The sequence below is a fragment of the Desulfovibrio sp. JC022 genome (assembly GCF_010470665.1).
Taxonomy (GTDB): Bacteria; Desulfobacterota; Desulfovibrionia; order Desulfovibrionales; family Desulfovibrionaceae; genus Maridesulfovibrio.
Genome location: NZ_VOPZ01000008.1, coordinates 140,296 through 162,763 on the forward strand (window position 1 = coordinate 140,296; position 22,468 = coordinate 162,763).

The following is a 22,468-nucleotide window of genomic DNA, read 5'->3' on the forward strand; positions in this document are numbered from 1 at the left end:
ATATAAGGCAGCCTTAAGTATATACGAAGGGCTGCCCTTTTCATGGCAACGCTCAGCAAAAACCAAGTTTTCGTTGACAAAGGGATAACTCATTTGTATTTCCCTTTTCTGTGGAGTTGATACTCAATTTCAATTTCACAGGATGTCCATCTGAGAATCCAGTAAACACAGGACTTTCACGTGAAAACAGAAAAAACATATGCACGCATAAAGCATTCAATACCGGGCAGGATCAGGTTCAAGGTGCCGGATCTGAGAAAGAACAAAATTCTTTGCAGCACCGTTGAGCGAAATTTGGGAAAAATTTCCGGGATCACCCGGACCCGTTCGAATAACAAATGTGCAACACTGGTTATTCGCTACAACCCCGAGTTCATTACACCCGAACATGTTTTTGAAACACTCAGAGAAATAGTCGCCGTACATACGACTAAAATCTGTCCCATCAAAGACAAGAACGAATGCGGATGTCCGCAGGTTAAGGGTGCCCTGCGCTATTTTTCCTTTGTCTCCGCTGTGGGTGGAGCCGTGCTGGTCAGCGAATCCCTGCTGGGAATTACCGTGGCCCAAACACTGCTCAGCCCGCTGGGTTTCCTGACCGTCCTTGCGGCGGTGCCGCTGGTTAAAGAAGCCGTCAGCAAAATACGCGAAAAGAAATTCGGCCTTGAAGGTATTCTGGCTGGCGGGATTGTGGCTGCGGTAATTGCCGGGGAAGCCATGACCGCCTTTGAAATCCTCTGGATCAATGCCGGAGCGGAACTGCTTACCGCATGGATAACCGAACGTTCCCGCCGGGCAATTTCCGGCATTCTGGACAACACCACCCACCATACCTTTGTCCTCAAAGACGGAGTGGAAGTGGAAGTTGAGATCAACAATCTCCGCAAAGGTGATGTTGTTGTTCTGCATACCGGGGAAAAGATCTGCGTGGACGGAACCATTGTAGACGGTCAGGGGTTGATCAACGAAGCACCCATCACCGGACGGGCCGATTTCATCCACAAACAGCAGGATGATCAGGTTTTCGCCGGGACATTTGTGCGCGAGGGCGTCATCTACGTCAAAGCTGAAGAAGTGGGAGATAAGACCTATCTGGCCCGTATCCTCCACAAGGTTGAAGACTCCCTCGAAAACAAAACGGACATTGAATCCACTGCGGACAAACTTTCGGTAAGACTGGTCAAAATCGGCTTTGCCTGCACAGTAGGTACCCTGCTGCTCACCGCAGATCCATGGCGTGCTTTTACCGTACTGCTGGTTATGGCTTGCCCCTGCGCCACTGTACTTTCGGCTTCCACGCCCATTAGTGCAGCCATCAGTACCGCAGCCAAAAACAATATTCTTATCAAAGGCGGAAGGTATCTTGAAGAAGTTGGCCGTTGCGATATGGCCTGCTTTGATAAGACCGGAACCCTGACCGGAAGCGAACCTAGTCTCGAGCATATCCATGTCGTCGAAGGCGTAAGCGAAAGTGAATTGCTGACCTACGCGGTTTCCGTGGAAACCCACAACCATCACCCGCTAGCCCAAGCTATTAAACATGAAGCCGAACAGCGGAAACTGCCCCCTCTGCCTCACACTGTTTGCGAATATTTCCTAGGCAAGGGTATGCGCGCGGAACTAATTGAAAATGAAAACCATTCTATGGAAATTTTGGTGGGTAACAAAAAACTTACCGAACAGTTCGATGTGCGCATCGGCAGCCTTAGCAGACAGGTTTCAGTCCTCAAACGTAAGGGACTGACCGTACTATACGTTGTCAAAGACAAGGGACCGATCGGATTGCTGGCCTTTGCCAACACCATCCGCGAAGAATCAGCAACAGTCCTTAATGCTCTCGGGGCAGGCGGGGTCGAACGCACCGTACTGGTCACCGGGGATGAACCCGCAACCGCCAACGACCTTGCGCTGACCTTAAACATCCCGGAAATACACGCCTCAGCCATGCCGGAAGAAAAAGCCACCCTTGTACGCACCCTGCAAAGCGAAGGAGGCAAAGTCATGATGGTCGGTGACGGTATCAACGATGCCCTTGCTCTGGCGCAGGCCGATGTGGGGGTCGCCATGGGCACCGGGGGCGCGGAAGTAGCTGTTGAAGCGGCAGATATCGCTTTAGTCGATGATGACCTCAAAGGTCTCATGTACGTCCAGCAACTCAGTCAGGACACTGTAAAAATCGCCTACCAGAATTTCTGGCTGGCAACAGGCTCAAATATAGCGGGAGTCATCATGGGCGCGACCGGATATCTCTCCCCGGTTATGGCCGGATTCCTGCACATTCTGCATACCATGGGAGTTATAGCCAACTCGTCCAGACTCCTCAGCCATTCACCTGAAGCAATCGAATCCAAGCAAGGCAAAATTTATGAACTTTCGTAAAATCGTTGAATTGGAAAAATATCTTGATGTGGCCCACCACATACCGGGCCGGATCAGAATTAAATTCAGCCCTCTCATTTTAACCAAGCCCGTTGCATTGGCGGCAATGAAGGAACATTCCGAAATGCCCGATGCTATCAGGGATGCCCGGGTCAACATGTCCGCCCGCTCAGTGGTTATTGAATACGACCCCGAACAGATTCAACCGGAACTGGTTGAAGAACTGATTCAGGGAACAGACAAAGACAAGAAAGCACAAATCGTCTGCGACCTCTACGGCAGGCTGATGAATAATTGTTAAGAAATACCATTATTTGAGGAGTTATTAAAAATGAGCACCGAAAATACCGCCCCCGAAACACAGCAGGCCGCACCACAGCAACCCAACACCGCCCAGCCGGTAATGGGTCCGGATCAGGGCCAGCCCCATTTTTCCTATACCACTCCCGGTGATCCCTATCAGGGTGCCCCTGTTGCCGGGAATGTACAGCAGCCCGTATACCAGCAACCGCCACAACAGGCTCCCCAGCAACCTACCCAGCCTGTTTACGGGCAGCCCGTATATTACGGCCAACCCGTGTACGGCCAACCAGTCTATGGTCAGCCCGTATACGGTCAGGTTTACCAGCAGCCGATGCAGCAGCCTGTACAACAGCCCCTGCAACAGCCAATTCAACAGCCCGTCCAGCAACCGGTTCAGCAGGCTACTACGGTCAACCCCAACACATCTGAAGAACAGGTTAAACAATTTGTAGATCTGGTCAAAGATACAGCAGAAGGCAAAGCCGACCCTGCAAGTTTTCTCAGTTTTTTTAACGGCATTGACGATGGATTCTGGAAAGGGCTGCTCGTAGGTGCGGGAATCACCTTTGTCTGCACCAGCAAGACCGTAAGATCCATCTTTAATGCCGGAGGCGGCAAGGAAGAAATGTCCGCAGAAGAAATGGAAAGAATGGAAGATCTCAAGGCTGAACAAGAATACATGGCCGCACAGGCTGCCAAAGAAGCAGCGGAAAAGGAGTAAATAATGAGTCAGGATTACAACAACGATTACGTATACAATTATCAGGACCCGCAGCTTACTGAGCAGCAGCGTATTGATTCCCAGCAGCAGGTTACACCTGTACAGCAGGACAGTTCCGTAAAAAGCTGGGTTAATGTCACCGACTCCCGTTACCTGAAAGGGTTTCTGATCGGTGCAGGGCTGGCTCTGGTAGCCTCAAACCCCAAAGTCCAGAAAGCGGTTGTTTCCGGTGCCGTAAAAACATGGTCCGCTGTTCAGGGCGGCATCGAGGAAGCGAAAGAAAAAATCCACGATATCAAAGCCGAAGCGCAGTCTGAGTAAGAAGCCTCCGGCGGCCCTTCGGGGACCAGAGAACCTTTTTGAAAAAAGGTTCTCTGGACTCTCCCAAAACTTTTAGCAGGGCTTCGCCACTATTCAAGATTGATTGTGCGAGTACGCATAGCCCCCGGAGGGTTACTAAGATGAACGCCTTACCTGAAAATACAGACCGAATCAGAACCAAAGACAAAAAGCCATTCCGCCAATGTAAAGACTGTCCGCTTACCCCCAGTAAGACCAAGACTGCGGCAAAAGTCGGAATGGTTGCCACGCTTGGGGCCTCAGCGGCTTCCGGTGTACTCAAGTTCAAGGGTGCGAAGCCATTGCATCTCTGGGCTTCTTTTGCCTTTGTCGGTTTTACAGCTTTGCACTGGGCGGTTTCCAGAAAACCGCAGAGGACAACCAGATGATCGGAACTCCGAATACAAGAAAAAGATTTAAAATAGTTCATGAACTGCCGAAAAGAATCAGGCTAAAATCTCTGATTCTGCTTACTCCTGATCTGGACCACAACTATCTGCAAGCCAGCGTGGAATCTCTGGGCGGAGTTGAATCGGTCAGGATCAACGGCCCGGCCTTTTCCATTGCCGTGGAGTATGACGGTGCTCCCGAAGTCCGTGCAGCTATTATTGCGACACTGGACGACATTCCGCAGGAAGCTTTTCTCAAAGGAAGTGAACGCGAACACGATACCGACCTGATTGAGGTCGGCGCCCGGACCGCAGCCGCTGCGGCGACTCCTTTCCTGCCCCTGCCTGTACAGGCGGCAACAAGCTGGATGCTGGGCATACCCGGAATTGTGGGAGGGCTTGAAACTCTGTTCACCCGAGGGGTCAAAATTGAGGTACTGGATGGTACAGTCAAAGCACTTTCCCTGCTGCGCGGTGACTACTTCACCTCCAACTCCGTAGGTGCCCTGCTGAGCCTCGGCGAATACCTTGAAGACCAGTCCGAACAGAAATCAACAGACCTGCTCAAAACCTTGCTCAAACCGCAGGTTGAAAAAATCTGGATTGAGAAAGACGGACGCGAACTTGAGATCGACTTTAATGCTCTACAAGTAGGTGACATTGTTGTTTGCGGTCCCGGTGAGCTTATCCCCATTGAAGGAACAATCGTCGAGGGCGACGGCTCTGTGAACCAGAGTTCCATCACCGGGGAATCCGTACCTGTGCACCTGCAACCCGGAGACGCAACCCTTTCCGGTGCGGTAGTTGAAGAGGGAACCCTCAAGATCAGGGCTGACAAGGTCGGTGCTGAAACAGGCATGGCCCGCATCAACCGCTATCTGGAAAGTTCCCTGCGTTCACAATCCAAGAGCCAGATCCAGTCCGCAGAACTGGCCGACAAGCTGGTTCCCCTGACCTTCGGGGCCGGACTTGGCGTTTACGCCCTGACCGGAGACCTTGCCCGTGCGGCATCGGTGCTGACTGTGGATTACTCCTGCGCCATCAAGCTTTCCACCCCGGTAGCCACCCGTACGTCCATGTACACCGCCAGCAAAGCCGGGGTCCTGCTCAAGGGCGGGCAGGCCCTCGACAACCTCGCCGCCGTGGATACACTGGTCTTTGACAAGACCGGAACCCTGACCAAAGGGGAACTGAAAGTCACCGACATCGTACCCATGCCCCTCTATGAAGAGGAAGAGCTGCTTTCAATAGCTGCCGGAGCCGAGGAACATTATGCCCACCCGGTTGCCAAGGCTGTAGTTAACGAAGCCAAAGAGCAGGGAATCGAACTGCCGGAAGTCAGCGGGGTCGACTTTATCGTGGCCCATGGTGTTTCCGCATACGTTGACGGCAAACGGGTACTTGTGGGCAGCCAGCATTTTGTTGAAGAAGACGAGCATGTGGACTGCTCCTACATGGAAAAGAAAGCCCGCCAGCTACGCAACGCAGGCAAAAACCTGCTTTTCGTAGCCATGGATGAGGAACTTATCGGAGTAATTGCCATGCGCGATGAGCTGCGCCCCGAAGCTCTTGAAGCCCTCGAAGCTTTCAAAGACGCCGGGATTAAACGTATTGAAATTCTCACCGGGGACCACCGTTCCACAGCTATGGCCTTGGCGGCCCAGCTTCCCCCGGTGGACGGAGTGCACTGGGAACTCAAGCCCGAAGATAAAGCCGACATCGTCAAAGAACTCAAGGACGGCGGGGCCAAAGTCGCCTTTGCCGGAGACGGGGTCAACGACACCCCGGCCCTTGTCAGTGCTGATGTAGGCATCTGCATGCCTTCCGGAGCCGACCTTGCCCGTGAATCAGCGCAGGTGGTCATGCTCAACGAAGATATGCTCACCCTTGTGGAAGCCCACCGCATTGCACTGACCAACCGCGAAACCCTGAGTAACTGCCTGTGGTCTGCGGTAGGCATCAACTCCGCCACCCTGCTGCTGGCCGGTATGGGTAAAATATCAACTCTTGCTGCGGCCATGACCCACAACCTGAGCACCGTGGGTATCCTCGGCTACGCCGCCATGAAAACTTCAGCTACGAACAAACCGCAAGAGTCCGCAAAGGAGAATCAATAATGTCCCTGACATTAAGAAACGCGCCTGTAGAAAAAAACCTGATGCTCAAAGCTGTAACCAGCGACAACTTGAAAAACCGCCTTGAACGCATGGGACTACATATAGGTTCGGAACTGGAAATCATGTCTGAGGATTCGGTACAGCACCCGGTAAGAGTTAAGGGTCCGCAAGGTGAAGTCCTCCTTGCTGCCGGCATGGCTTCCAAAGTTATTGTCCACCACGATGACGGGCATAAAACCCCGGTCTTTGAAATGAATCCGGGTGAAAAAGGCCACGTGGAAGGACTGACCGCCGGATCACAGCTGGAAAAAAGTCTCAAAATCCTCGGCATTGCTGAAGGAGATAACGTGGAACTGATCCGCTGCCTGCCTCCCATGACCTATAAAGCTGTAGTAGACGGTAAACAAGCCTCCCTTACCGAAGGTATGGCCGCAAAAGTCTGGGGGGAATGTGACGAAACATCCTGCCAGCTGGCAACCTGTGGTAAAGGACGCCCTTTTGCTGTTAAAAACATACTGGGCGGGCCAAGAGCATCCAAGGCTATAACCGATATCGGGATCAAGAAGGGAGCCGAAATATTCATTGAGTCCGTGGAACCGGCCAAAGACGTACGCATGGGTAATGCCGGACGGATAATCATCATGACCAAAGAAGGTCTACGCTTGCATCTGCGACCGGATCAGGCTGAGACTATGCTGGTTATTGAAGTATAATAAAAAAAGCGGGGCAGTTTTAACTACCCCGCTTTTTTATTTATTTTATCTGATCAGCCTTAAGCTGCCCGCATGCCGCTTTTATGTCCTGACCCATGGACCTGCGGATGGTTGCGGTTATCTTCTTATCCCAGAGATATTTTTCAAATGCCAGCACCTTGTTCCTCGAAGGGGCCTCATAAAGGGGATCATCACCGGGGTTATAAGCAATAAGGTTGACTTTGCAGCGGCGATGCCCGAGCAGCTTTACCAACTGCTTGGCATGCTCAATGGAATCGTTAACCCCGCCCAGCAGCAAATATTCGTAGGTGACCTTTTCCCTCGGCTTAAGCGGAAATTTATCCATGGCTGCCAGCAGATCATTAATATGAGTCTTGGCTGCCTTGGGCATGATTTTTTCACGCAGCTCCTGAGTAGGGGCATGCAGGGAGATTGCCGGAAGAGTCAGCCCGGTCTCACCCAACTCTTCAAGTTGCTTGACGAAGCCGACAGAGGAGACGGTTATACGCCGGGGCACGAAAGAAAGTCCGTCCTGATTGTTCAGATTTCGCAAGGTACGGATAAGATTTTCAAGGTTGAGCAGTGGTTCGCCCATACCCATAAAAACAAGGTTCTTGAGCGGATCAAGATTGTTTTCACGCAGGTATTTGCGCCCCGCCAACACCTGCCCGAGCATCTCGGACATACTCATGTTGCGTTCAAACCCCATCAGTCCGGTACTACAGAAGGTGCAGGCCATGGCACAGCCCACCTGAGTAGACAGACACTGGGTGTAACGCCCTTCCATGGGAATAAGCACAGTCTCAACTAAGGCACCGTCATTAAGACGCAGGAGCATCTTAATTGTGCCATCCTTGCTGGTCTGGACCAGATCAACCTGCGGATGATTGATGACCGCTTTGCTCTTCAAAGCTTCACGCAGATTCTTGGCAAGATTGGTCATGGAATCAAAATCCGCAACACCCTTCTGCCAGAGCCACTGCCAGATCTGGTCAGTACGAAAACGGGGAGCCTTAAGTTCCTGCGAGACAAAGGATTCAAGCTCGCTGTATTCCAAATCAAGTATGTCTATCATTCTATTTTTATCTGACATTATTTCATTTTACCGGGATTAAAGCGGACAATATAAACCTTGTCCTTAATCCATTTTATGGTCAAAAACTCCCGCTCCTCGATTTCCACAAGATTTTTGACCATGGGAGGAAGGGAATCTATGAAAGATTTCACTTTATAATAATCAATTGAAGAAAGCAGCAAAACCGCATTCTTAAATTCTTTATTTTTCAAGTACTGGTAAACCGGATATTTTTCCGCATCCGGATGTTCCTTCTTGAAAAGCTCCGCCGCAATTTGAGGTGTTGCCAACGCCTGTATCAAATCACCTGCACGAACTCCGAGACCGAGCGAGTACATGCAGTTCCCATCCTTATCAAGCTTTTTAAGATAGTAGGCCACGTCGGGGAATGTCTTGATAAAAAACGGGCGGTGCAGCACAAGGGTGTCCCCGCCTGCAAATTCCACTATCCTGTCAGTCAGTCCCTGCCCCAGTATGGGCAGAGGGCGATTTTCATTCAGGGAGGAGTAAGCTGGGAGGGCATTGTAATAAAAAGGCATTACAGCTGTAATCGCCAATGAACCGACCACAATGTGCAGGGCCGGACGCTGGGACTGCCTGATACTAACGATAAGCAGCACCAGAAAAAAACCACCAAGGGCGACAAAAAAAGGAAACATTAATTCCATATACTGGCCCACAGGGACCCGGTCCGCAAGGTTCACCGAAACACTCATGGATTTAAAGGAACGGTAACCGAGCATAGCCGCCATAGACAACATCCAGACAAAACCCATCTCAAAGAGAGTGCGGTATGCTTTATCCCGCTTGGCATTGACCAGCCAGTCACAAACCAGAATGGAGAGCAGCGGCAAGATCGGCAGCATGTAGCGGTTGGATTTGAGCTTAAAAAGCAGGGTAAAAACTATCAGGTAAACCAGAAAAACGCAGGCCATGAAGACATACTTTTCATTGAATTTTTCCCTGACCGAACGCCAGATTCCGTAGACAGTGCCAAAAACATAACCTCCCCAAGGGAAGAATATGACCGTCAGGGTATCGAAATAAGGATCAAGATGACTCAACTTATTCGTAACCTTGGTACTGGTGGAGGCAGTATTATGGAAAAACTGCCCGAGCAACCCTTGGGTATAATCAAAACCGCTGCTTAACCACGCGAAATACAGCCAGAGAAAAAAAGGTGCGCAACCGGCAATAAACCAGAGCAGCAGGATGTTACGGTCTTCCCACTTGGCAGCGACCAGCCCTTTGAGATTCAAGGCTGAAAGAAAAGATGCGGGCTCAGCGGATTCATGCTTTTTATTAACATTGTGGCGGATACCCACAGCCAGCGCATACCCGGCCATAGGCAAAAAAGCGAAAGGCCCCTTGGCCAGCACACCCAGCGCGGTAAGCACGGCCCCGCCAAGAGCAACACGGGCACTTTTTTCACCAAGATAACGCTGTAGATAAAAATACGTGGCCCAAGTTACGCAGCAGGCAAAAACCACGTCCACCTTCATCATCACGGACATGAACTTGAAAAGCACTGAACTTTGCAGGATAACTCCGGCCAGCAGCCCGGTAGCCGGGCCGAACAGTTTACGTCCGGTGAGTGCGGTTCCCAGCACCATGAGCACAGAACAGATTACCGTGGGTAAACGCAGCAGGGTAAGAACATTGCCGCTGAAACCGTCAAGGGAAGCCAGCCACGCAAAAGGATACATTACCCAATAGGTCAGCGGCGGCTTCTCCATGCGCGGCATACCGTCAAACATGGGGGCCAGCAGATTCCCGCTATGGATCATTTCATATACGGCACGGGCATACTTGGGTTCATCAATATCATAAAAATAATTCAGCCATGTTCCGTAAAAGGAAACTGCGGCGGAAAATAAAAGCAGCAAGCCGAGCAGCAAAAACCAATTCTTGCGGCAAAACCCGTCTATTCCTGAATCCTGTCTATATTCCATTTTTTAATTCCAAATCCATAATGTTTTTGTTTCGCGGAAAGACACCTAGTACCAGAGTTCTTCCGGCAAGTCGAAATATGCGGGGCTGGATTAAATGGGCATGATGAGTTACTGAATTAGACATAACCTATTCTGTATACCAAGAGGCTTAGATGCGTTTTTCAATTTCCATAAGACTTCTTTTTTTAGCAATCACCATTTCCCTGCTGCCTGCAACAGTAAACGCATCTCCATCGCTCATATCGATTGGTGATTTCCTGACCCCTTCAGGAATGCCCTCCCCGGAATTCAAAAATGTTATTACACAACAACTGACTGAAGCCGGACTCAGTTGTGCTAACTGCACTGAATCATCACCAAAATCGAGATATAAACTTTCCGGCCTGATGGTTAAGGATGACAAAGGGACTTCATTTTCAGCATTACTGACCGACAATTTCCATCTTGAACCTGATGTCTTCATCAAAGGCAAACAGATAGGTGGAACCAGCTCTAAGCCGGCAGCAAGGGAGCTGGCCGAATCCGCAGCCGAACTCATCTCCAACCAGTCTGTAGCTTCCATTGAAGTCAGCGGAGACTCCCGGATGACCCCCAATGCGGTTATGGCACTGGCCCAGATCCTGCCCGGCGAGGATGCATCACCGCAAAAAATCATCGCAGCCCGGATTATCCTTGAGAATTGCGGCTTATTTGAAAAAGTCCGCATTTACCTGACCCCCGGACCTGAAGGCCGCAAGGTAAAAATATCAGTCAGGGAAAGGGACTCAATTCTACCCGCCAACATGCCCGGGCCCGGCAAAGCAGTTCTGGATAATATTTTGGGTCCCCAAGACACCACCCTGCCCGAATTTCCTGCCATTACTGAAAAACGTTTTCCCGGCCTGAGCAACGCCACCTGCGGAGGATACCTTGCTTACAGAGCTGAAAGCATTCTGGCCCGAATGCGCAATAACGATCACCGCTTCAACGTAGACGATGTAGAAGAGCTGGTTGCCGTTGCCGCAAGCATCAGAAACAACATCTCCACTTATGATGCTTCCTGCCGTGATATGTGCATAATCCTGATGAAACTCTGCTCCATGCTGGACTCACAGACAATCCGTACCATATCTGAAAAGCTGCAACAGAACATTGAGCTGACTGAAACAGGACCGCACACTCTTGAAAAAAATCTCGAACGCATTGAGTTTATCACGCAAGCATACGGAGCGGCGCAGGAAGCGCAATTAATACTTTCTTCCCGTATTTTTCATGACCGCATTCACTCCCCGGTTGTCCCGTGGATTCTGTACTCCCTCGGCGAACAGGCTCTGCAAGCAGAAGACATCACCCGTGCGGCCCCCCTGCTGAGCGGAGCCATTGCGGTTTCATCACTTCCGGTCTCACCTGAAATGCTCCTGACAACAGCCATGGCCCAATACAGCAACCTTGACATTGAATCCGGGGGAGCGGCCGGGGCCCAGCTAAAACCACTGCTGGCCAATCCCGATCTGGAGAGTGAACTGCGCCGCCAAATAAGTTCCCTGCCCCGCAGAGCTGAGCTCTGTGAAACAGCCACTTCCATAACCGGTCAGGATAGTTTTGAGTTACAACTGAAAAAAGGGAATGCGCTAATCCTGCTGGACCGACCAGATCTTGCAGAACCTCTTTTCCACAAACTGCACGGGCTAAGACCGGATGACGCACGTCCTTTCACCGGGTTCGGACGCCTCGCTTTCCAGCGGACAGAGAATCTGCTCTCAGTAAGGCCCTACCTTGAAAGGGCTGAGCACATGAAAAACAAAGACCGTTTTTTTTACGAACTGGCTCTGGCCTACAAGCTGGAACGGATCATCGCCGAAGCACTCCCGACCATCAGGATTGACGGACGCAATTCCGAAGAAGCTTCAGCCACCAGATTCCTCCTGCCTAAAACTCTGGAATATGCCCAAGGGTATGAAAGATTCAACCGCCCACAGGCAAAATTGATCAAGGCCGGAGTTGACGTTCTCGGAGAATGGCTGGCTTACCCTGCCATGAGTACGGCAGAAGCATTTGATAACATGTTCCGCCAGACTTTAAGACTTGATTCCGAGACAGGCAACCAGCCGGAAATTCTTGCGGCCAGCCTTTACTTTTCCACAAATTCAACAGACAGGACTGAGGCCCGCAAGCTCATATCCCGGCCCATGTCTGTTAAGGCCGGGTTGAAACCGAGATTCCTGCAACTTAATCTGCTGATCCGGGAAATGGCCCTTACTCCTTCCGCAGAGCTTTCCAAAGCTCTGGAACAGGCCGGGAGATCCAGTTTCTCAGATACCGAAAGCAGGGAGGAGGCTGTGGCCCTGAAAGCGGACGCCCTCGCGGTTGCAGGACTGTATACAAATTCCGCATCAACACTTGAAAGAGCGGAATCTCTGTATACCCTTGCTGTGGATTTAAACGAAGGAAACAACGGCAGACTGCTCAACAACCTTGCCTGCGTGAATCTCGCACTGGGCAGAGTTGAAGAAGCGGACGATCTTTACGATGAAGCTCTGGACAGTTACCCGGAAGCCGGGGAAGTTGTTGAAATGGGCAAGCTGGTCTCATCACTTTCCGGTGAAGAAAGAATGCACGCATTAGAGAAATTTGCTGCAAAAAACATTTCGCAACAGCTCAAAGGAGCCGCTATCAAACTGAACGGCACGTCAAACAGCACAGCCGGACCGGAAAGTAATTCTTCCGCAGGTATGATGGGAATATATCTTAATGAAAACAGGAAGATTGTCACCGGATATGATAATTACACCGGGCTATCCATAATTTTTAAATACAAAAGCAACATCTGGCTCTTACCGACACAGCTAAACACAGCAGAACAATCGCGCTAACCAGATGATTCAATTGTAAAATCCAACTCTTCAGCCATAAGCCGCAAGGGTTCTACTGCTCCGGTAATGCGCATGATCTCTACCAGAGTCTCCGCACCGAGCTTGGCTTTTTTATCATCCGGATTAACTTCGCGGGCCAATGTTTTGGGAGTCTTCCCAAGCCGCTCGGCCAACTCCTCCAGAGGCACCGGGCCGTTCATAACCAGATCCTGTATTGCTTTTTCAACTTTTGCAGACATTACCTTCAACCTTGTTCATTATCAGTTTGCACATCTGTTTGTGGACTAATAAACTAAAACGAAACACCATTCAACATACCATCTTAACGTTTCAAAAATACCGTAATGATTCAACTCATCACATGAATACCCTGCTGACAAAAGCCAATTGTCACTGTATTGTAACAATCATTTTCGGTTTCACAGAACACTTTTTACGGACATTTTTCATTAAAAATCAAAAAGTTAACACAAAAACACACTTTTGTAACAAAACTTGACCTAACCATATTATCATGCTTGTTACTCCCCTGTAACGACAAAGGGACTCTGTTTCTGCTCAGGAAAATCCTCAGGGAGGACTTTTTTTGCCTAAAACATCACTACACATGAAGATTCTGCTTTGGGGTTGGGCTGTACTGCTCTTCGCCCTGCTGCTGACCTTCTGGTTTTACTATGGAACGGTTTCAAAAGAACTGACCGCTTCCAGCAGGCAAAACACTTCCCGCCTCCTGAACTATGTGCGCTGGAAAATCAGCCACAGCCCGGTCAATCCCGGCACTCCCGCATTCCAAAATGAAATCACCGAACTCGGCTCCCATCTCGATATCCGCATTACATACATCATGAACGGCAAGGTTCTGGCTGACTCCGACGTTGAAGCCAGCAGGCTGCCCGAACTGGACGACCATTCCAACCGCCCGGAAGTCATTGCTGCCGAAACCAGCGGAACCGGGAAAGACACCCGCTACAGCAAAACCCTGCAAACACGTATGCTCTACGTTGCTAAATCCATGGGCAACAACGGAGGGTTCATCCGACTGGCTCTGCCCTACTCGGTGATCGGGGAAAGGCTGGACCGGGTCATGATTCACTTTTCAATACTTCTCGCTTTGCTGGCTGTGGGTTCAGCAATATTATTGGTTTTCATCGGCAAACGCACCACTTCTGCTGTGAGGGAAGTCTCCGCCACTGCACAGGCTATCGGGGAAGGCGACTACAGCAAGCGGATCAGGGTCATTCCCGGCGGGGAATACAAACTGATGGCCAATTCCATCAACACCATGGCTAAAAAAATCAAGGGCCATATCCGCATAATTGAAGACCAGCGCAACCAGCTTGACGCCATGTTCGAAAACATGACCGAAGGCATCATGGTCCTCGACCCGCAAGGAAAAATCGAATCCGTTAATAAATCCATGACCAGGCTGGTTCCAGGCACTCAGGAATTTGTAGGCCGAATGCCCCTGGAAGTGCTGACCCGCCATGAAATCCAGGATGCGGTTGATAAAATAATCAAGCACGGTAGCGAAAAGGATTCTGATGCCCTGATTGTGGACCTTGCGGATGGACGGTCCATGAATGTGACCATCTGCTCTTACAATGATTACAAAAGCCGCCGCAAACTTATCCTTGTTTTCCACGACATCAGCGAAGTCCGCCGCATAGAAAAAATACTCCGCGACTTTGTATCCAATGCCTCTCATCAATTGCGCACCCCTCTGACCAGCATCAAAGGCTATGCCGAAACCCTGATCGACACTCCTCCGCAAGACGAAAAAATACTCAAAAATTTCCTTGGAACCATTCGCGATAATGCCGACCATATGTCCAAGGTAATTACCGGCATGTTCGCCCTTGCCCGCAGTGAATATTCAGGGAAAAAATTGCGTACCAAGCCGACGGATCTGCAAAAAAGCGTTGGACTGAGCATGGCAAACCTTAAATCTCTCGCGGAAAAGAAGAACATCAGCCTGAGCAATGATGAAATACCGCAGATAAATGTCACCGGAACCGGAGAAGGACTGGTCCAGATTTTCGACAACCTGATTGAAAACGCCATCAAATATGCACCGGAAAACACCGAAGTGGTAGTCCATGCTGACACGGATGATGAGTTTGCTATAATCAAAGTTGTAGATGAAGGACCGGGGATTGCTACCGCTGACAAAGAACGTATTTTCGAAAGATTTTTCAAACTTGATGAAAACGCTGTGGGACACGGCAGTTCCGGACTGGGACTGGCACTGTGCCGCAGTCTTGCACGAAACTTTAACGGCGACATCTGGGTGGAAAGCCCGGTTGACGCAACAACAGGTACCGGATCTTCATTTTGTGTGAAACTCCCGGTAACAGCTGAACAAGCTTCTGAATCCGCTCAGGATTCACAATAAGGGGATTATCTCTAATGGATATTTACGATCTGTTTTTTTACATGTCCCTGTTTGCAGGGTTCATGATGGCCTTCAACCTTGGCGCAAACGACGTTGCCAACTCCATGGCCTCGGCTGTGGGCGCGAAAGCCATCACCATCCGGCAGGCAGTATTCATCGCAGGGACGCTTAACTTCGCTGGTGCGGTGTTCCTCGGCTCACATGTAACCGCAACGGTCAGCAAGGGTATCATCAACCCGGCGGCCATTGCCGACCCCAAAATTATCATGGTCGGCATGTTCTCGGCCCTGCTGGCTGCGGGGGTCTGGGTCCTTATTTCAACCCTGACGGCACTGCCAGTTTCCTCAACACATTCAATTGTCGGTGCGATTCTCGGTTTCGGCCTCGTTGCAGGTGGTCCTGATGTGGTCAACTGGCTAAAAATGGTTGGCATTGTAATGTCATGGATTATTTCACCATTCTTTGCCGCAACCATCGCCTTTGCCATCTTCACCCACATAAGGAAAACTATCCTCTTTAAAAAGGATTTTATCCATCAGGCCAAAAAATGGGCTCCAATCTGGATGGGATTGACTGTTCTGCTGATATCCCTATCATTTCTATACAAAACACCGGTAGGAAAAGGACTTGAACTGCCCTTTTTCGGATCATTAGCTTTGGCTTTTGCCATTGCCGGGGCAGTATGGTTTGCAGGAAGGCTTGCAGTTAACAAGCTGGTCGGTGACCCTGAAGAAGGCGCAGAAGCAGTAGAAAGCACATTCCGCAAACTTCAGGTCGGCACTTCCTGTTATGTTGCTCTTTCACAGGGAGCTAACGATGTAGCAAATGCCATCGGCCCTGTTGCAGCAATCTACCTTATATCCAAGGAACATGTTCTGCTTGCCAAGGCAGATGTCCCCATCAGCCTTCTGGTCATGGGCGGACTTGGAATTGCCATCGGTATTTCCCTTCTTGGGCACAAGGTAATGTCAACTGTTGGTGAAAAGATTACCGTGCTTACCAACACAAGAGGCTTTGCCGTTGACTTCGGAGCTGCTACAACAGTATTGACAGCATCCAATATGGGGCTGCCCGTATCATCAACTCACGCAGCTGTTGGTGCGGTGGTCGGAGTAGGACTCGCAAGAGGCTTCTCAGCAGTCAACTTTAAAATTCTCGGAAGAATCGTGCTTTACTGGGTGCTCACCGTTCCCATAGCCGCATTCACAAGTATAACCATTTTCAGCCTGCTTAAATGGGCTTTCATTTAGATAAAACAAGGAGAACATTATGCACTTTCGTCTTCCTTTCTTAGGCCTTATTGTAAACAAGAACCCCATGGACGGGCTGGTCAAACACTACGATAAAATCGCCGAGTGTATTCACATCATCAACGATTCCGTTGAATGCTATGTTGCCGGAAACGAGACCTGCCGCGAATTCACCGAACTGATCGAACAGATCGATACCGTTGAAGCACAGGCTGATAAAATCAAGCGCTCCATCCGCAACCACCTGCCGCATTCCATGTTCATGTCCGTGGATAAGGTTCTTTTCTTCAACTACACCCGCAGTCAGGACAACGTGCTGGACTACGCACAGGAAGCACTGCACTGGCTGGCTATCCGCAAAGTAGCCATCCCCGCAGAGTACCAGAAAGACCTTATCCTGCTGCTCTCCGAAGTAAACGACACAACAACCAGCCTCGGCCCCGCGCTCAAGGCCACCATTGCCCTGAACGACGGAAAATCCATTGACCGTGAAGGCACCAAGAACAAATTCCGCAAAGTGCGTAAGCACTACGCACGTTCCATGGAACTGCGCAAGGAACTCTCCAAACGTATCTACAATTCCGATATGGATTTCAAAGATATCTACCAGCTCACCCATTTCGTAGATTGCCTCAACGAAATGGCGCATCAGGCTGAAACCTGCGCCGACATGCTGCGGGCTATGATTTCCAGATAAGCACAATTCATATTCAGTAAAATAAAAGCCCCTCTCCGCAGAACCAGCGGAGAGGGGCTTTATCGTTGAAAAAGCAGAATCTATTAATGCACAATGGTTTTTGAAAAATAGTTAATCACGCCAACTCCGGACATAATAAGCACCATGCCCAGAACTGCCGGTAAATCCGGAGTCTGACCATAGAGAAAAACACCCACAAGTGTGACCATTATGATTCCCAGTCCGCACCAGATGGCATAAGCCACCCCTACGGGCATAGTCTTGAGGACAATGGAAAAAAAGTAGAAGGAAGCCATATAGCCGAGAACCACGATGCTGCTGGGGCCCACCTTGGTAAAGCCCTCACACGCCTTCAAAGCACTGGTAGCAATTACCTCGAATACAATTGCCACAACAAGATATATATAAGCAGCGGTCATTTTAATCCCCTATTTCTATCTGGGTTAAACAAGATATTTAATAGAGGCTTCATGCTTCTGAATCCGTAGCTTTGTCAATACCTTCCCGCACAGGGGAAGCCTTGTGTTATTTTTGCGAAGTCAAACAAGCGGAGATAAAAAAGCCATCGCGATATAAACCGCAATGGCTGTTTCAATACAAATATTCTCGAACGAAGCGGCGAAGACCCGTCTCCCCATCAACACAATTCAGTCCGCTTAATCTTCCCGCTGGAGGTCTTGGGCAGCTCGTCCCTAAATTCAATAGAACGCACGATCACTATGGGACCGAGCTCGCTTCGGACCTGCTCTTTCAATTCCCGGTGCAGTTCATCGGATTCCACAAAACCATGATTGAGGGTCACATAAGCCTTGGCAACCTGCCCCTTGATTTTGTCCACAACCCCGACCACAACGGCTTCCGCAACCTGCGGATGCTTGGTCAATGCGCATTCAACTTCAGCGGTTCCGATGCGGTGGCCTGAAATATTGAGAACATCGTCGGCACGGCCCTGAATCCAGAAATAACCATCTTCATCCTTGCGGGCCACATCCCCGGCATAGAACATACCCGGAATGCGCTTCCAGTAATGATCCATAACCTCCTGACGATCTCCGATCACATCGCTGAACATGGCAGGCCACGGTTTTTTGATAACCAGCAGCCCGCCCTTTCCATCCGGCACAGGGTTGCCTTCACCGTCCACCACATCGGCATCAATACCGGGCAGGGGCCGGGTTACGGAACCGGGCTTAAGTACGGATACAGGCATGGGGCTGATCATGATCATTCCGGTCTCGGTCTGCCACCATGTATCCAATACCGGACACTGGCTCTTGCCGATATTCTCATACAGCCAAAGCCATGCTTCGGTATTGAACGGTTCACCCACCGCGCCGAGAATACGCAGGGAAGAAAGGTCGTGCTGTTCCGGGTAACGGTGCCCGAAACGCATGAGGGTCCTGATTTGGGTGGGCGAGGTGTAGAAAATTGTGACCCCATACTTGGAGACGATATTCCAGAGGCGGTCGGCCTGCGGATAGAGGGAATGCCCCTCGTACATGACCGTAGTGGTCCCGGCCAAAAGCGGGCCGTAGACAAGATAACTATGCCCGGTAATCCAGCCCGGATCAGCGGAACACCAGAAAATATCTGTAGGCTTGAGATCAAAAACCCATTTGAAAGTCCGATGCACCCCGACCATGTAACCGCCGTGGGAATGGACCAGCCCCTTGGGTTTCCCGGTGGTGCCAGAAGTGTGCAGGATGAACAGGGGATCGTCCGCAGCCATGATTTCAGCCGGGGCATGGGGACGCTCATGACGCACGAGATCCTCGTACCAGCAGTCGCGGGCGGAATCCATGTTCACATCCACATTGGCCCGGTGAACCACAACTACAGACTCTAAAGCTTCCGCAGGGTCATCCAGCAGGGCACGGTCAACTTCCTCCTTGAGGCGGATAACCTGACCGTTGCGGTAAAAACCATCCACAGTAACCACAACTCGGGGATTGACCTCCCGAACCCGCTCACGCAAAAGCCGGGCTGAGAATCCGGAAAAAACCATGGAATGGACAGCCCCGATACGGGCACAGGCCAACATGGCGATGACGGTTTCAGGGAGCTGGGGCATGTACAGAACAACCCGGTCGCCCTTTCCTACGCCAAGCCCGCGCAGCCCATTGGCAAAACGGTTCACTGCCCGGTAAAGTTCGTAATAGGTATATTGGCGGGAATCACCCGGTTCGCCTTCCCAGATCAGGGCCAGACGGTTTTTGTTGACAGTCTCGATGTGACGGTCAAGGGCGTTGTAGACGATGTTGCAGCGCGCACCGCTGAACCAGCGGTAATTAGGGGCATCAGAAATATCACAGACCTGTTCCCACTTGGTGAACCAGTCCAGCTCTTCGGCGGCTTCCTCCCAATAGGAACAGAGATCGACCTCCGCCAGTTCCCGCGCAGCGCGCAGGTCCTGCGGATTAACCCCGGCCTCAATTAACATCTGAGGCAAGGGGCGGAAGACCCTTTCTTCATGCAGCAGGCTGTCCAGTGTTTCCTTATGATCCACTACGCCCTCCGTTCGTTAATCCAGCCAAAGACACCTCGAAATTTAAAACTTGCTTAACCCCAAGAACGGGTTGTCCGATTTTATATGTACGCCCCCGGCGCGGACAAAGCAGCCCATATTCGGCAAACGGTGCAGGTATATCGGTAAACGGCATAGTCATGATCACATCCCCAGAATCTGCTTGAGTTTGCTGATCCGCCTGCGGCTGATGGGCAGCTCAATCCTTGTACGCCCGGCAGTACGGAGCATGAAGTTACTACCCGGCAGGGATGCGATCTCGGTGACCATTTCCAGATTGACCAGATATTTGCGATGGACCCTGAAAAAGCGGTGCGGCCCCAGCCGCTCCTCAAGATTTTTCAATCTGTGGGAAGTGAGAAATTTCTGATTGGCGGTATGTACGTAGGAGTAATCTTCGTAGGCTTCCACAAAGATAATCTGAGTGTAGGGAATAAGTATCATGCGCCCGTCCTGGTTGACCGGAAGCTTTTCTATCTCCGGCTGACGGGTCTGGGAGAAATCCCATGCATTCTTAAGGGCGGAAAGAAATTTGTCCTGCTCATCTTCACCAAGGGAAAGCTGCAAAGTCTCTTCCCCGGTCTCCACTCCGGTGCCGGACTCCTTCCAATCCGAAGGTTCGGGAATCTCCCGGAAATGACTCTTAAATCGGGCAATGCGCTCCAGCGTCTTCTGCATGCGCTCTTCTTCCGGAGGCCAGATAAGGTAATCAACTGCCCCAAGCTCAAAGGCTTCGTAGGCTTTGGTCTCATCTCCGGCAATGAAGATCAGGCCGGGCTTATGCTTGCTGGCTCCGAGAGCCTGCGCCAACTCGGCACCGCTCATGCCTTCAGCAAATTCAAAACCCAGAAAAATAATCCCGTAGCCCACAGCCTTATGCAATTCCAAAGCTTCATCAGCACTGACTGTTTCACCAAGGACACGCACCAGCTTTACCCCGCTGAGAACCTCACGGATGGCGGAACGGACCTCGGCGTCCGGATGAAGAATCAGGGTTTTCAGGCTGGGCAACAGGATCTCCGGGAATTACAATTAATCCAATTATTCAAGGGATAGCTTGAAATCTGCCTGACTGCAAGTCTTCCGGCATGACAATATCTCTTTATCATACCTTTCGAGTGTGATAATTTGCCGCACAACAAAGAAATTATCTTTGCATGCTTAAAAGAGTTGACACAAACGAGAACTATTACTACTTTATGTGCGAGAGGTGCACATGAAAATAGGACAAAGAAGATCAAAACAAAGAGAACTCATCCTTGAGGAACTCAAGGGGCTGACCTGCCACCCCACCGCTGATGAGTTATACGAAAGAGTACGTAAAAGACTCCCTAATATCAGCCTTGGAACTGTTTACCGCAATCTTGAATTGATGGCGGACAACGGAGTCATCCTCAAAATAGAAACAAGCGGCAAGAACAGGTTTGACGGGACTGCAGAACCGCACCCGCACATCAGGTGCTTGCAGTGCGGCAAGGTTGACGATGTCATGAACGAAGCCCCCCCCCCTGAAATCAGCGAAACTGAAGCCAGAGGGTACGATGTAAAAGGATGCTCTATTGAGTACTTCGGATATTGCCCGGAGTGCCGGACAAAAGTACATTAATTTTTTTTAAATAACATCTTCATTTAATACCCGTACTTAAATATGGAGATGTTATTTTTTTGCCAAAAAACCCTGACAGCGGCGTTATTAACTGTTAAATACTACAGTGCCAATCTATTTAAATTCTATCTCAAAAAGTAGTCCAATAAGGAGATATCCATGTCCCAACTCAAAGGTTCCAGAACAGAAAAAAACATCCTGACCGCGTTTGCAGGCGAGTCACAGGCACGCAACCGTTACACCTACTTTGCTTCCAAAGCCAAGAAGGAAGGTTTTGTGCAGATTTCCAAAGTTTTCGAAGAAACCGCAAATCAGGAAAAAGAACACGCCAAAAGGCTGTTCAAACTCCTTGAAGGCGGCGAAGTGGAAGTTACCGCATCCTTCCCCGCAGGGGTAATCGGTTCCACCGTAGAAAACCTCAAAGAAGCAGCAGGCGGAGAAAGACATGAATGGGAAGAAATGTATCCCGAATTCGCCAAAATTGCTGAAGAAGAAGGATTCACCGCCATTGCCGCTGTTTTCCGCGCAATTGCTGTAGCCGAAGAATTTCACGAAAAAAGATATCTTGCCCTCGCCAAGAACATTGAAGACGGCAAAGTATTTAAAAAAGACACCGCTATTATCTGGCAGTGTCAGAACTGTGGATACACTCACGAAGGGGACAATGCTCTTCATAAATGCCCCGCATGTGACCATCCTCAGGCACATTTTCAAGTCGTCTGTGAGAACTGGTAGTCGATAACCTTAACCCGGTGGAGATTTAAAATGGCTGAATTGTACGAAGTTTATAAATGTGAAGCTTGCGGTAATATCACTATGGTTCTCCATGCCGGTCCCGGCAACCTCGCTTGCTGCGGATCTGACATGGTCCTCATGGCAGAAAATACTGTTGATGCTGCTAAAGAAAAACATGTCCCTGTCATCGAAAAAATCGATGGCGGCTACAAAGTCAAAGTCGGCGAAGTAGCCCACCCCATGGATGAAAAACACTGGATCGAATGGATTGAGCTGGTTTCCGGCAACAATCGCTACTTCAAACAGCTCAATCCCGGTGAAGCACCTGAAGCTGAATTCTGCGGCTGTAAATTCGATGATGGCCCGGTTACTGCCCGCGCATACTGTAACCTGCACGGCCTTTGGAAAGCATAGAAAGGTCGGG

20 protein-coding genes are annotated in these 22,468 nt (G+C 50.2%); 14 read left to right on the forward strand and 6 right to left on the reverse strand.

Translation table 11 applies throughout. The features are described from left to right. Nucleotides 1-180 precede the first annotated feature (180 nt). The 7 genes from FMS18_RS14875 (at nt 181) to FMS18_RS14905 (ending at nt 6,961) form a co-directional block, all read left to right on the forward strand. Nucleotides 181-2,379, forward strand: coding sequence for a cation-translocating P-type ATPase (locus tag FMS18_RS14875; protein ID WP_163295465.1), 2,199 nt, complete (start codon nt 181-183; stop codon nt 2,377-2,379). After that, nucleotides 2,366-2,680: an HMA2 domain-containing protein gene (locus FMS18_RS14880; RefSeq protein ID WP_163295466.1), complete on the forward strand. Its 315-nt coding sequence runs from the start codon at nt 2,366-2,368 to the stop codon at nt 2,678-2,680. The genes FMS18_RS14875 and FMS18_RS14880 overlap by 14 nt, the downstream gene beginning before the upstream one ends. A 30-nt stretch (nt 2,681-2,710) precedes the next feature. After that, a complete protein-coding gene (locus FMS18_RS14885) occupies nt 2,711-3,403 on the forward strand; it encodes a hypothetical protein (RefSeq protein ID WP_163295467.1) in 693 nt (230 codons plus the stop codon). Between the two features lie 3 nt (nt 3,404-3,406). Continuing rightward, nucleotides 3,407-3,724: a YtxH domain-containing protein gene (locus FMS18_RS14890; protein ID WP_163295468.1), complete on the forward strand. Its 318-nt coding sequence runs from the start codon at nt 3,407-3,409 to the stop codon at nt 3,722-3,724. Between the two features lie 140 nt (nt 3,725-3,864). Continuing rightward, entirely contained in the window at nt 3,865-4,131 is a 267-nt protein-coding gene (locus FMS18_RS14895) for a hypothetical protein (RefSeq protein WP_163295469.1), read from the forward strand. Beyond that, a complete protein-coding gene (locus tag FMS18_RS14900; RefSeq protein WP_163295470.1) occupies nt 4,128-6,248 on the forward strand; it encodes a heavy metal translocating P-type ATPase in 2,121 nt (706 codons plus the stop codon). Before FMS18_RS14895 ends, FMS18_RS14900 begins: the two co-directional genes overlap by 4 nt. Continuing rightward, nucleotides 6,248-6,961, forward strand: a complete 714-nt coding sequence (locus FMS18_RS14905; RefSeq protein WP_163295471.1) for a FeoA family protein — start codon at nt 6,248-6,250, stop codon at nt 6,959-6,961. Before FMS18_RS14900 ends, FMS18_RS14905 begins: the two co-directional genes overlap by 1 nt. A 40-nt stretch (nt 6,962-7,001) precedes the next feature. Here the strand turns inward: FMS18_RS14905 and rlmN are convergent, their stop codons facing one another. Together rlmN and FMS18_RS14915 are read right to left on the reverse strand one after the other, a co-directional pair. Further along, nucleotides 7,002-8,036, reverse strand: a complete 1,035-nt coding sequence (rlmN, locus tag FMS18_RS14910) for a 23S rRNA (adenine(2503)-C(2))-methyltransferase RlmN (RefSeq protein ID WP_163295549.1) — start codon at nt 8,034-8,036, stop codon at nt 7,002-7,004. A gap of 17 nt (nt 8,037-8,053) precedes the next feature. Next, entirely contained in the window at nt 8,054-9,988 is a 1,935-nt protein-coding gene (locus FMS18_RS14915) for a glycosyltransferase family 39 protein (RefSeq protein ID WP_163295472.1), read from the reverse strand. A gap of 152 nt (nt 9,989-10,140) precedes the next feature. On the opposite strand from FMS18_RS14915, the gene FMS18_RS14920 reads away from it, so the two are divergent. Further along, complete coding sequence (locus FMS18_RS14920) at nt 10,141-12,840, forward strand: cyclic nucleotide-binding protein (RefSeq protein ID WP_163295473.1); 2,700 nt, start codon at nt 10,141-10,143, stop codon at nt 12,838-12,840. Here FMS18_RS14920 and FMS18_RS14925 read toward each other — a convergent pair. Beyond that, complete coding sequence (locus FMS18_RS14925; RefSeq protein WP_163295474.1) at nt 12,837-13,079, reverse strand: phage regulatory CII family protein; 243 nt, start codon at nt 13,077-13,079, stop codon at nt 12,837-12,839. The two genes, FMS18_RS14920 and FMS18_RS14925, sit on opposite strands and share 4 nt — an antisense overlap. A 347-nt stretch (nt 13,080-13,426) precedes the next feature. On the opposite strand from FMS18_RS14925, the gene FMS18_RS14930 reads away from it, so the two are divergent. Genes FMS18_RS14930 through FMS18_RS14940 form a run of 3 tightly spaced genes read left to right on the forward strand, consistent with a single transcriptional unit; the run spans nt 13,427 to nt 17,179 of the window. Next, nucleotides 13,427-15,232, forward strand: a complete 1,806-nt coding sequence (locus FMS18_RS14930) for an ATP-binding protein (RefSeq protein WP_163295475.1) — start codon at nt 13,427-13,429, stop codon at nt 15,230-15,232. 14 nt (nt 15,233-15,246) lie between these two features. Then, the gene (locus FMS18_RS14935) at nt 15,247-16,482 is read left to right on the forward strand and encodes an inorganic phosphate transporter (RefSeq protein WP_163295476.1); all 1,236 of its coding nucleotides are present in this window, start codon (nt 15,247-15,249) and stop codon (nt 16,480-16,482) included. A gap of 19 nt (nt 16,483-16,501) precedes the next feature. After that, entirely contained in the window at nt 16,502-17,179 is a 678-nt protein-coding gene (locus FMS18_RS14940) for a DUF47 domain-containing protein (RefSeq protein WP_163295477.1), read from the forward strand. 83 nt (nt 17,180-17,262) lie between these two features. Here FMS18_RS14940 and FMS18_RS14945 read toward each other — a convergent pair whose 3' ends face one another. From FMS18_RS14945 to FMS18_RS14955, 3 genes are all read right to left on the reverse strand, one after another. Beyond that, nucleotides 17,263-17,598 carry a multidrug efflux SMR transporter gene (locus FMS18_RS14945; protein WP_163295478.1) on the reverse strand — a complete coding sequence of 112 codons (336 nt, stop codon included), beginning with the start codon at nt 17,596-17,598 and terminating at the stop codon, nt 17,263-17,265. A 218-nt stretch (nt 17,599-17,816) separates the two neighbouring features. Continuing rightward, nucleotides 17,817-19,685: an acetate--CoA ligase gene (acs, locus tag FMS18_RS14950; protein ID WP_163295479.1), complete on the reverse strand. Its 1,869-nt coding sequence runs from the start codon at nt 19,683-19,685 to the stop codon at nt 17,817-17,819. A 162-nt stretch (nt 19,686-19,847) separates the two neighbouring features. Continuing rightward, on the reverse strand, nt 19,848-20,714 hold the full coding sequence (locus FMS18_RS14955) for a LytTR family DNA-binding domain-containing protein (protein ID WP_163295480.1): 867 nt from the start codon (nt 20,712-20,714) through the stop codon (nt 19,848-19,850). Between the two features lie 205 nt (nt 20,715-20,919). On the opposite strand from FMS18_RS14955, the gene FMS18_RS14960 reads away from it, so the two are divergent. The 3 genes from FMS18_RS14960 (at nt 20,920) to FMS18_RS14970 (ending at nt 22,458) form a co-directional block, all read left to right on the forward strand. After that, nucleotides 20,920-21,309, forward strand: coding sequence for a transcriptional repressor (locus FMS18_RS14960; RefSeq protein WP_163295481.1), 390 nt, complete (start codon nt 20,920-20,922; stop codon nt 21,307-21,309). 159 nt (nt 21,310-21,468) lie between these two features. Further along, nucleotides 21,469-22,044, forward strand: a complete 576-nt coding sequence (gene rbr, locus FMS18_RS14965) for a rubrerythrin (protein ID WP_163295482.1) — start codon at nt 21,469-21,471, stop codon at nt 22,042-22,044. A 30-nt stretch (nt 22,045-22,074) separates the two neighbouring features. Beyond that, on the forward strand, nt 22,075-22,458 hold the full coding sequence (locus FMS18_RS14970; RefSeq protein WP_163295483.1) for a desulfoferrodoxin: 384 nt from the start codon (nt 22,075-22,077) through the stop codon (nt 22,456-22,458). Nucleotides 22,459-22,468 lie beyond the last annotated feature (10 nt).

Coding starts and splice junctions, on each gene's coding strand:
- FMS18_RS14880 (WP_163295466.1), top strand. CDS start 2,366: ATGAACTTTCGTAAAATCGTTGAATTGGAAAAATATCTTGATGTGGCC.
- FMS18_RS14885 (WP_163295467.1), top strand. CDS start 2,711: ATGAGCACCGAAAATACCGCCCCCGAAACACAGCAGGCCGCACCACAG.
- FMS18_RS14890 (WP_163295468.1), top strand. CDS start 3,407: ATGAGTCAGGATTACAACAACGATTACGTATACAATTATCAGGACCCG.
- FMS18_RS14895 (WP_163295469.1), top strand. CDS start 3,865: ATGAACGCCTTACCTGAAAATACAGACCGAATCAGAACCAAAGACAAA.
- FMS18_RS14900 (WP_163295470.1), top strand. CDS start 4,128: ATGATCGGAACTCCGAATACAAGAAAAAGATTTAAAATAGTTCATGAA.
- FMS18_RS14905 (WP_163295471.1), top strand. CDS start 6,248: ATGTCCCTGACATTAAGAAACGCGCCTGTAGAAAAAAACCTGATGCTC.
- rlmN (WP_163295549.1), bottom strand. CDS start 8,036: ATGATAGACATACTTGATTTGGAATACAGCGAGCTTGAATCCTTTGTC.
- FMS18_RS14915 (WP_163295472.1), bottom strand. CDS start 9,988: ATGGAATATAGACAGGATTCAGGAATAGACGGGTTTTGCCGCAAGAAT.
- FMS18_RS14920 (WP_163295473.1), top strand. CDS start 10,141: ATGCGTTTTTCAATTTCCATAAGACTTCTTTTTTTAGCAATCACCATT.
- FMS18_RS14925 (WP_163295474.1), bottom strand. CDS start 13,079: ATGTCTGCAAAAGTTGAAAAAGCAATACAGGATCTGGTTATGAACGGC.
- FMS18_RS14935 (WP_163295476.1), top strand. CDS start 15,247: ATGGATATTTACGATCTGTTTTTTTACATGTCCCTGTTTGCAGGGTTC.
- FMS18_RS14940 (WP_163295477.1), top strand. CDS start 16,502: ATGCACTTTCGTCTTCCTTTCTTAGGCCTTATTGTAAACAAGAACCCC.
- FMS18_RS14945 (WP_163295478.1), bottom strand. CDS start 17,598: ATGACCGCTGCTTATATATATCTTGTTGTGGCAATTGTATTCGAGGTA.
- FMS18_RS14960 (WP_163295481.1), top strand. CDS start 20,920: ATGAAAATAGGACAAAGAAGATCAAAACAAAGAGAACTCATCCTTGAG.
- rbr (WP_163295482.1), top strand. CDS start 21,469: ATGTCCCAACTCAAAGGTTCCAGAACAGAAAAAAACATCCTGACCGCG.
- FMS18_RS14970 (WP_163295483.1), top strand. CDS start 22,075: ATGGCTGAATTGTACGAAGTTTATAAATGTGAAGCTTGCGGTAATATC.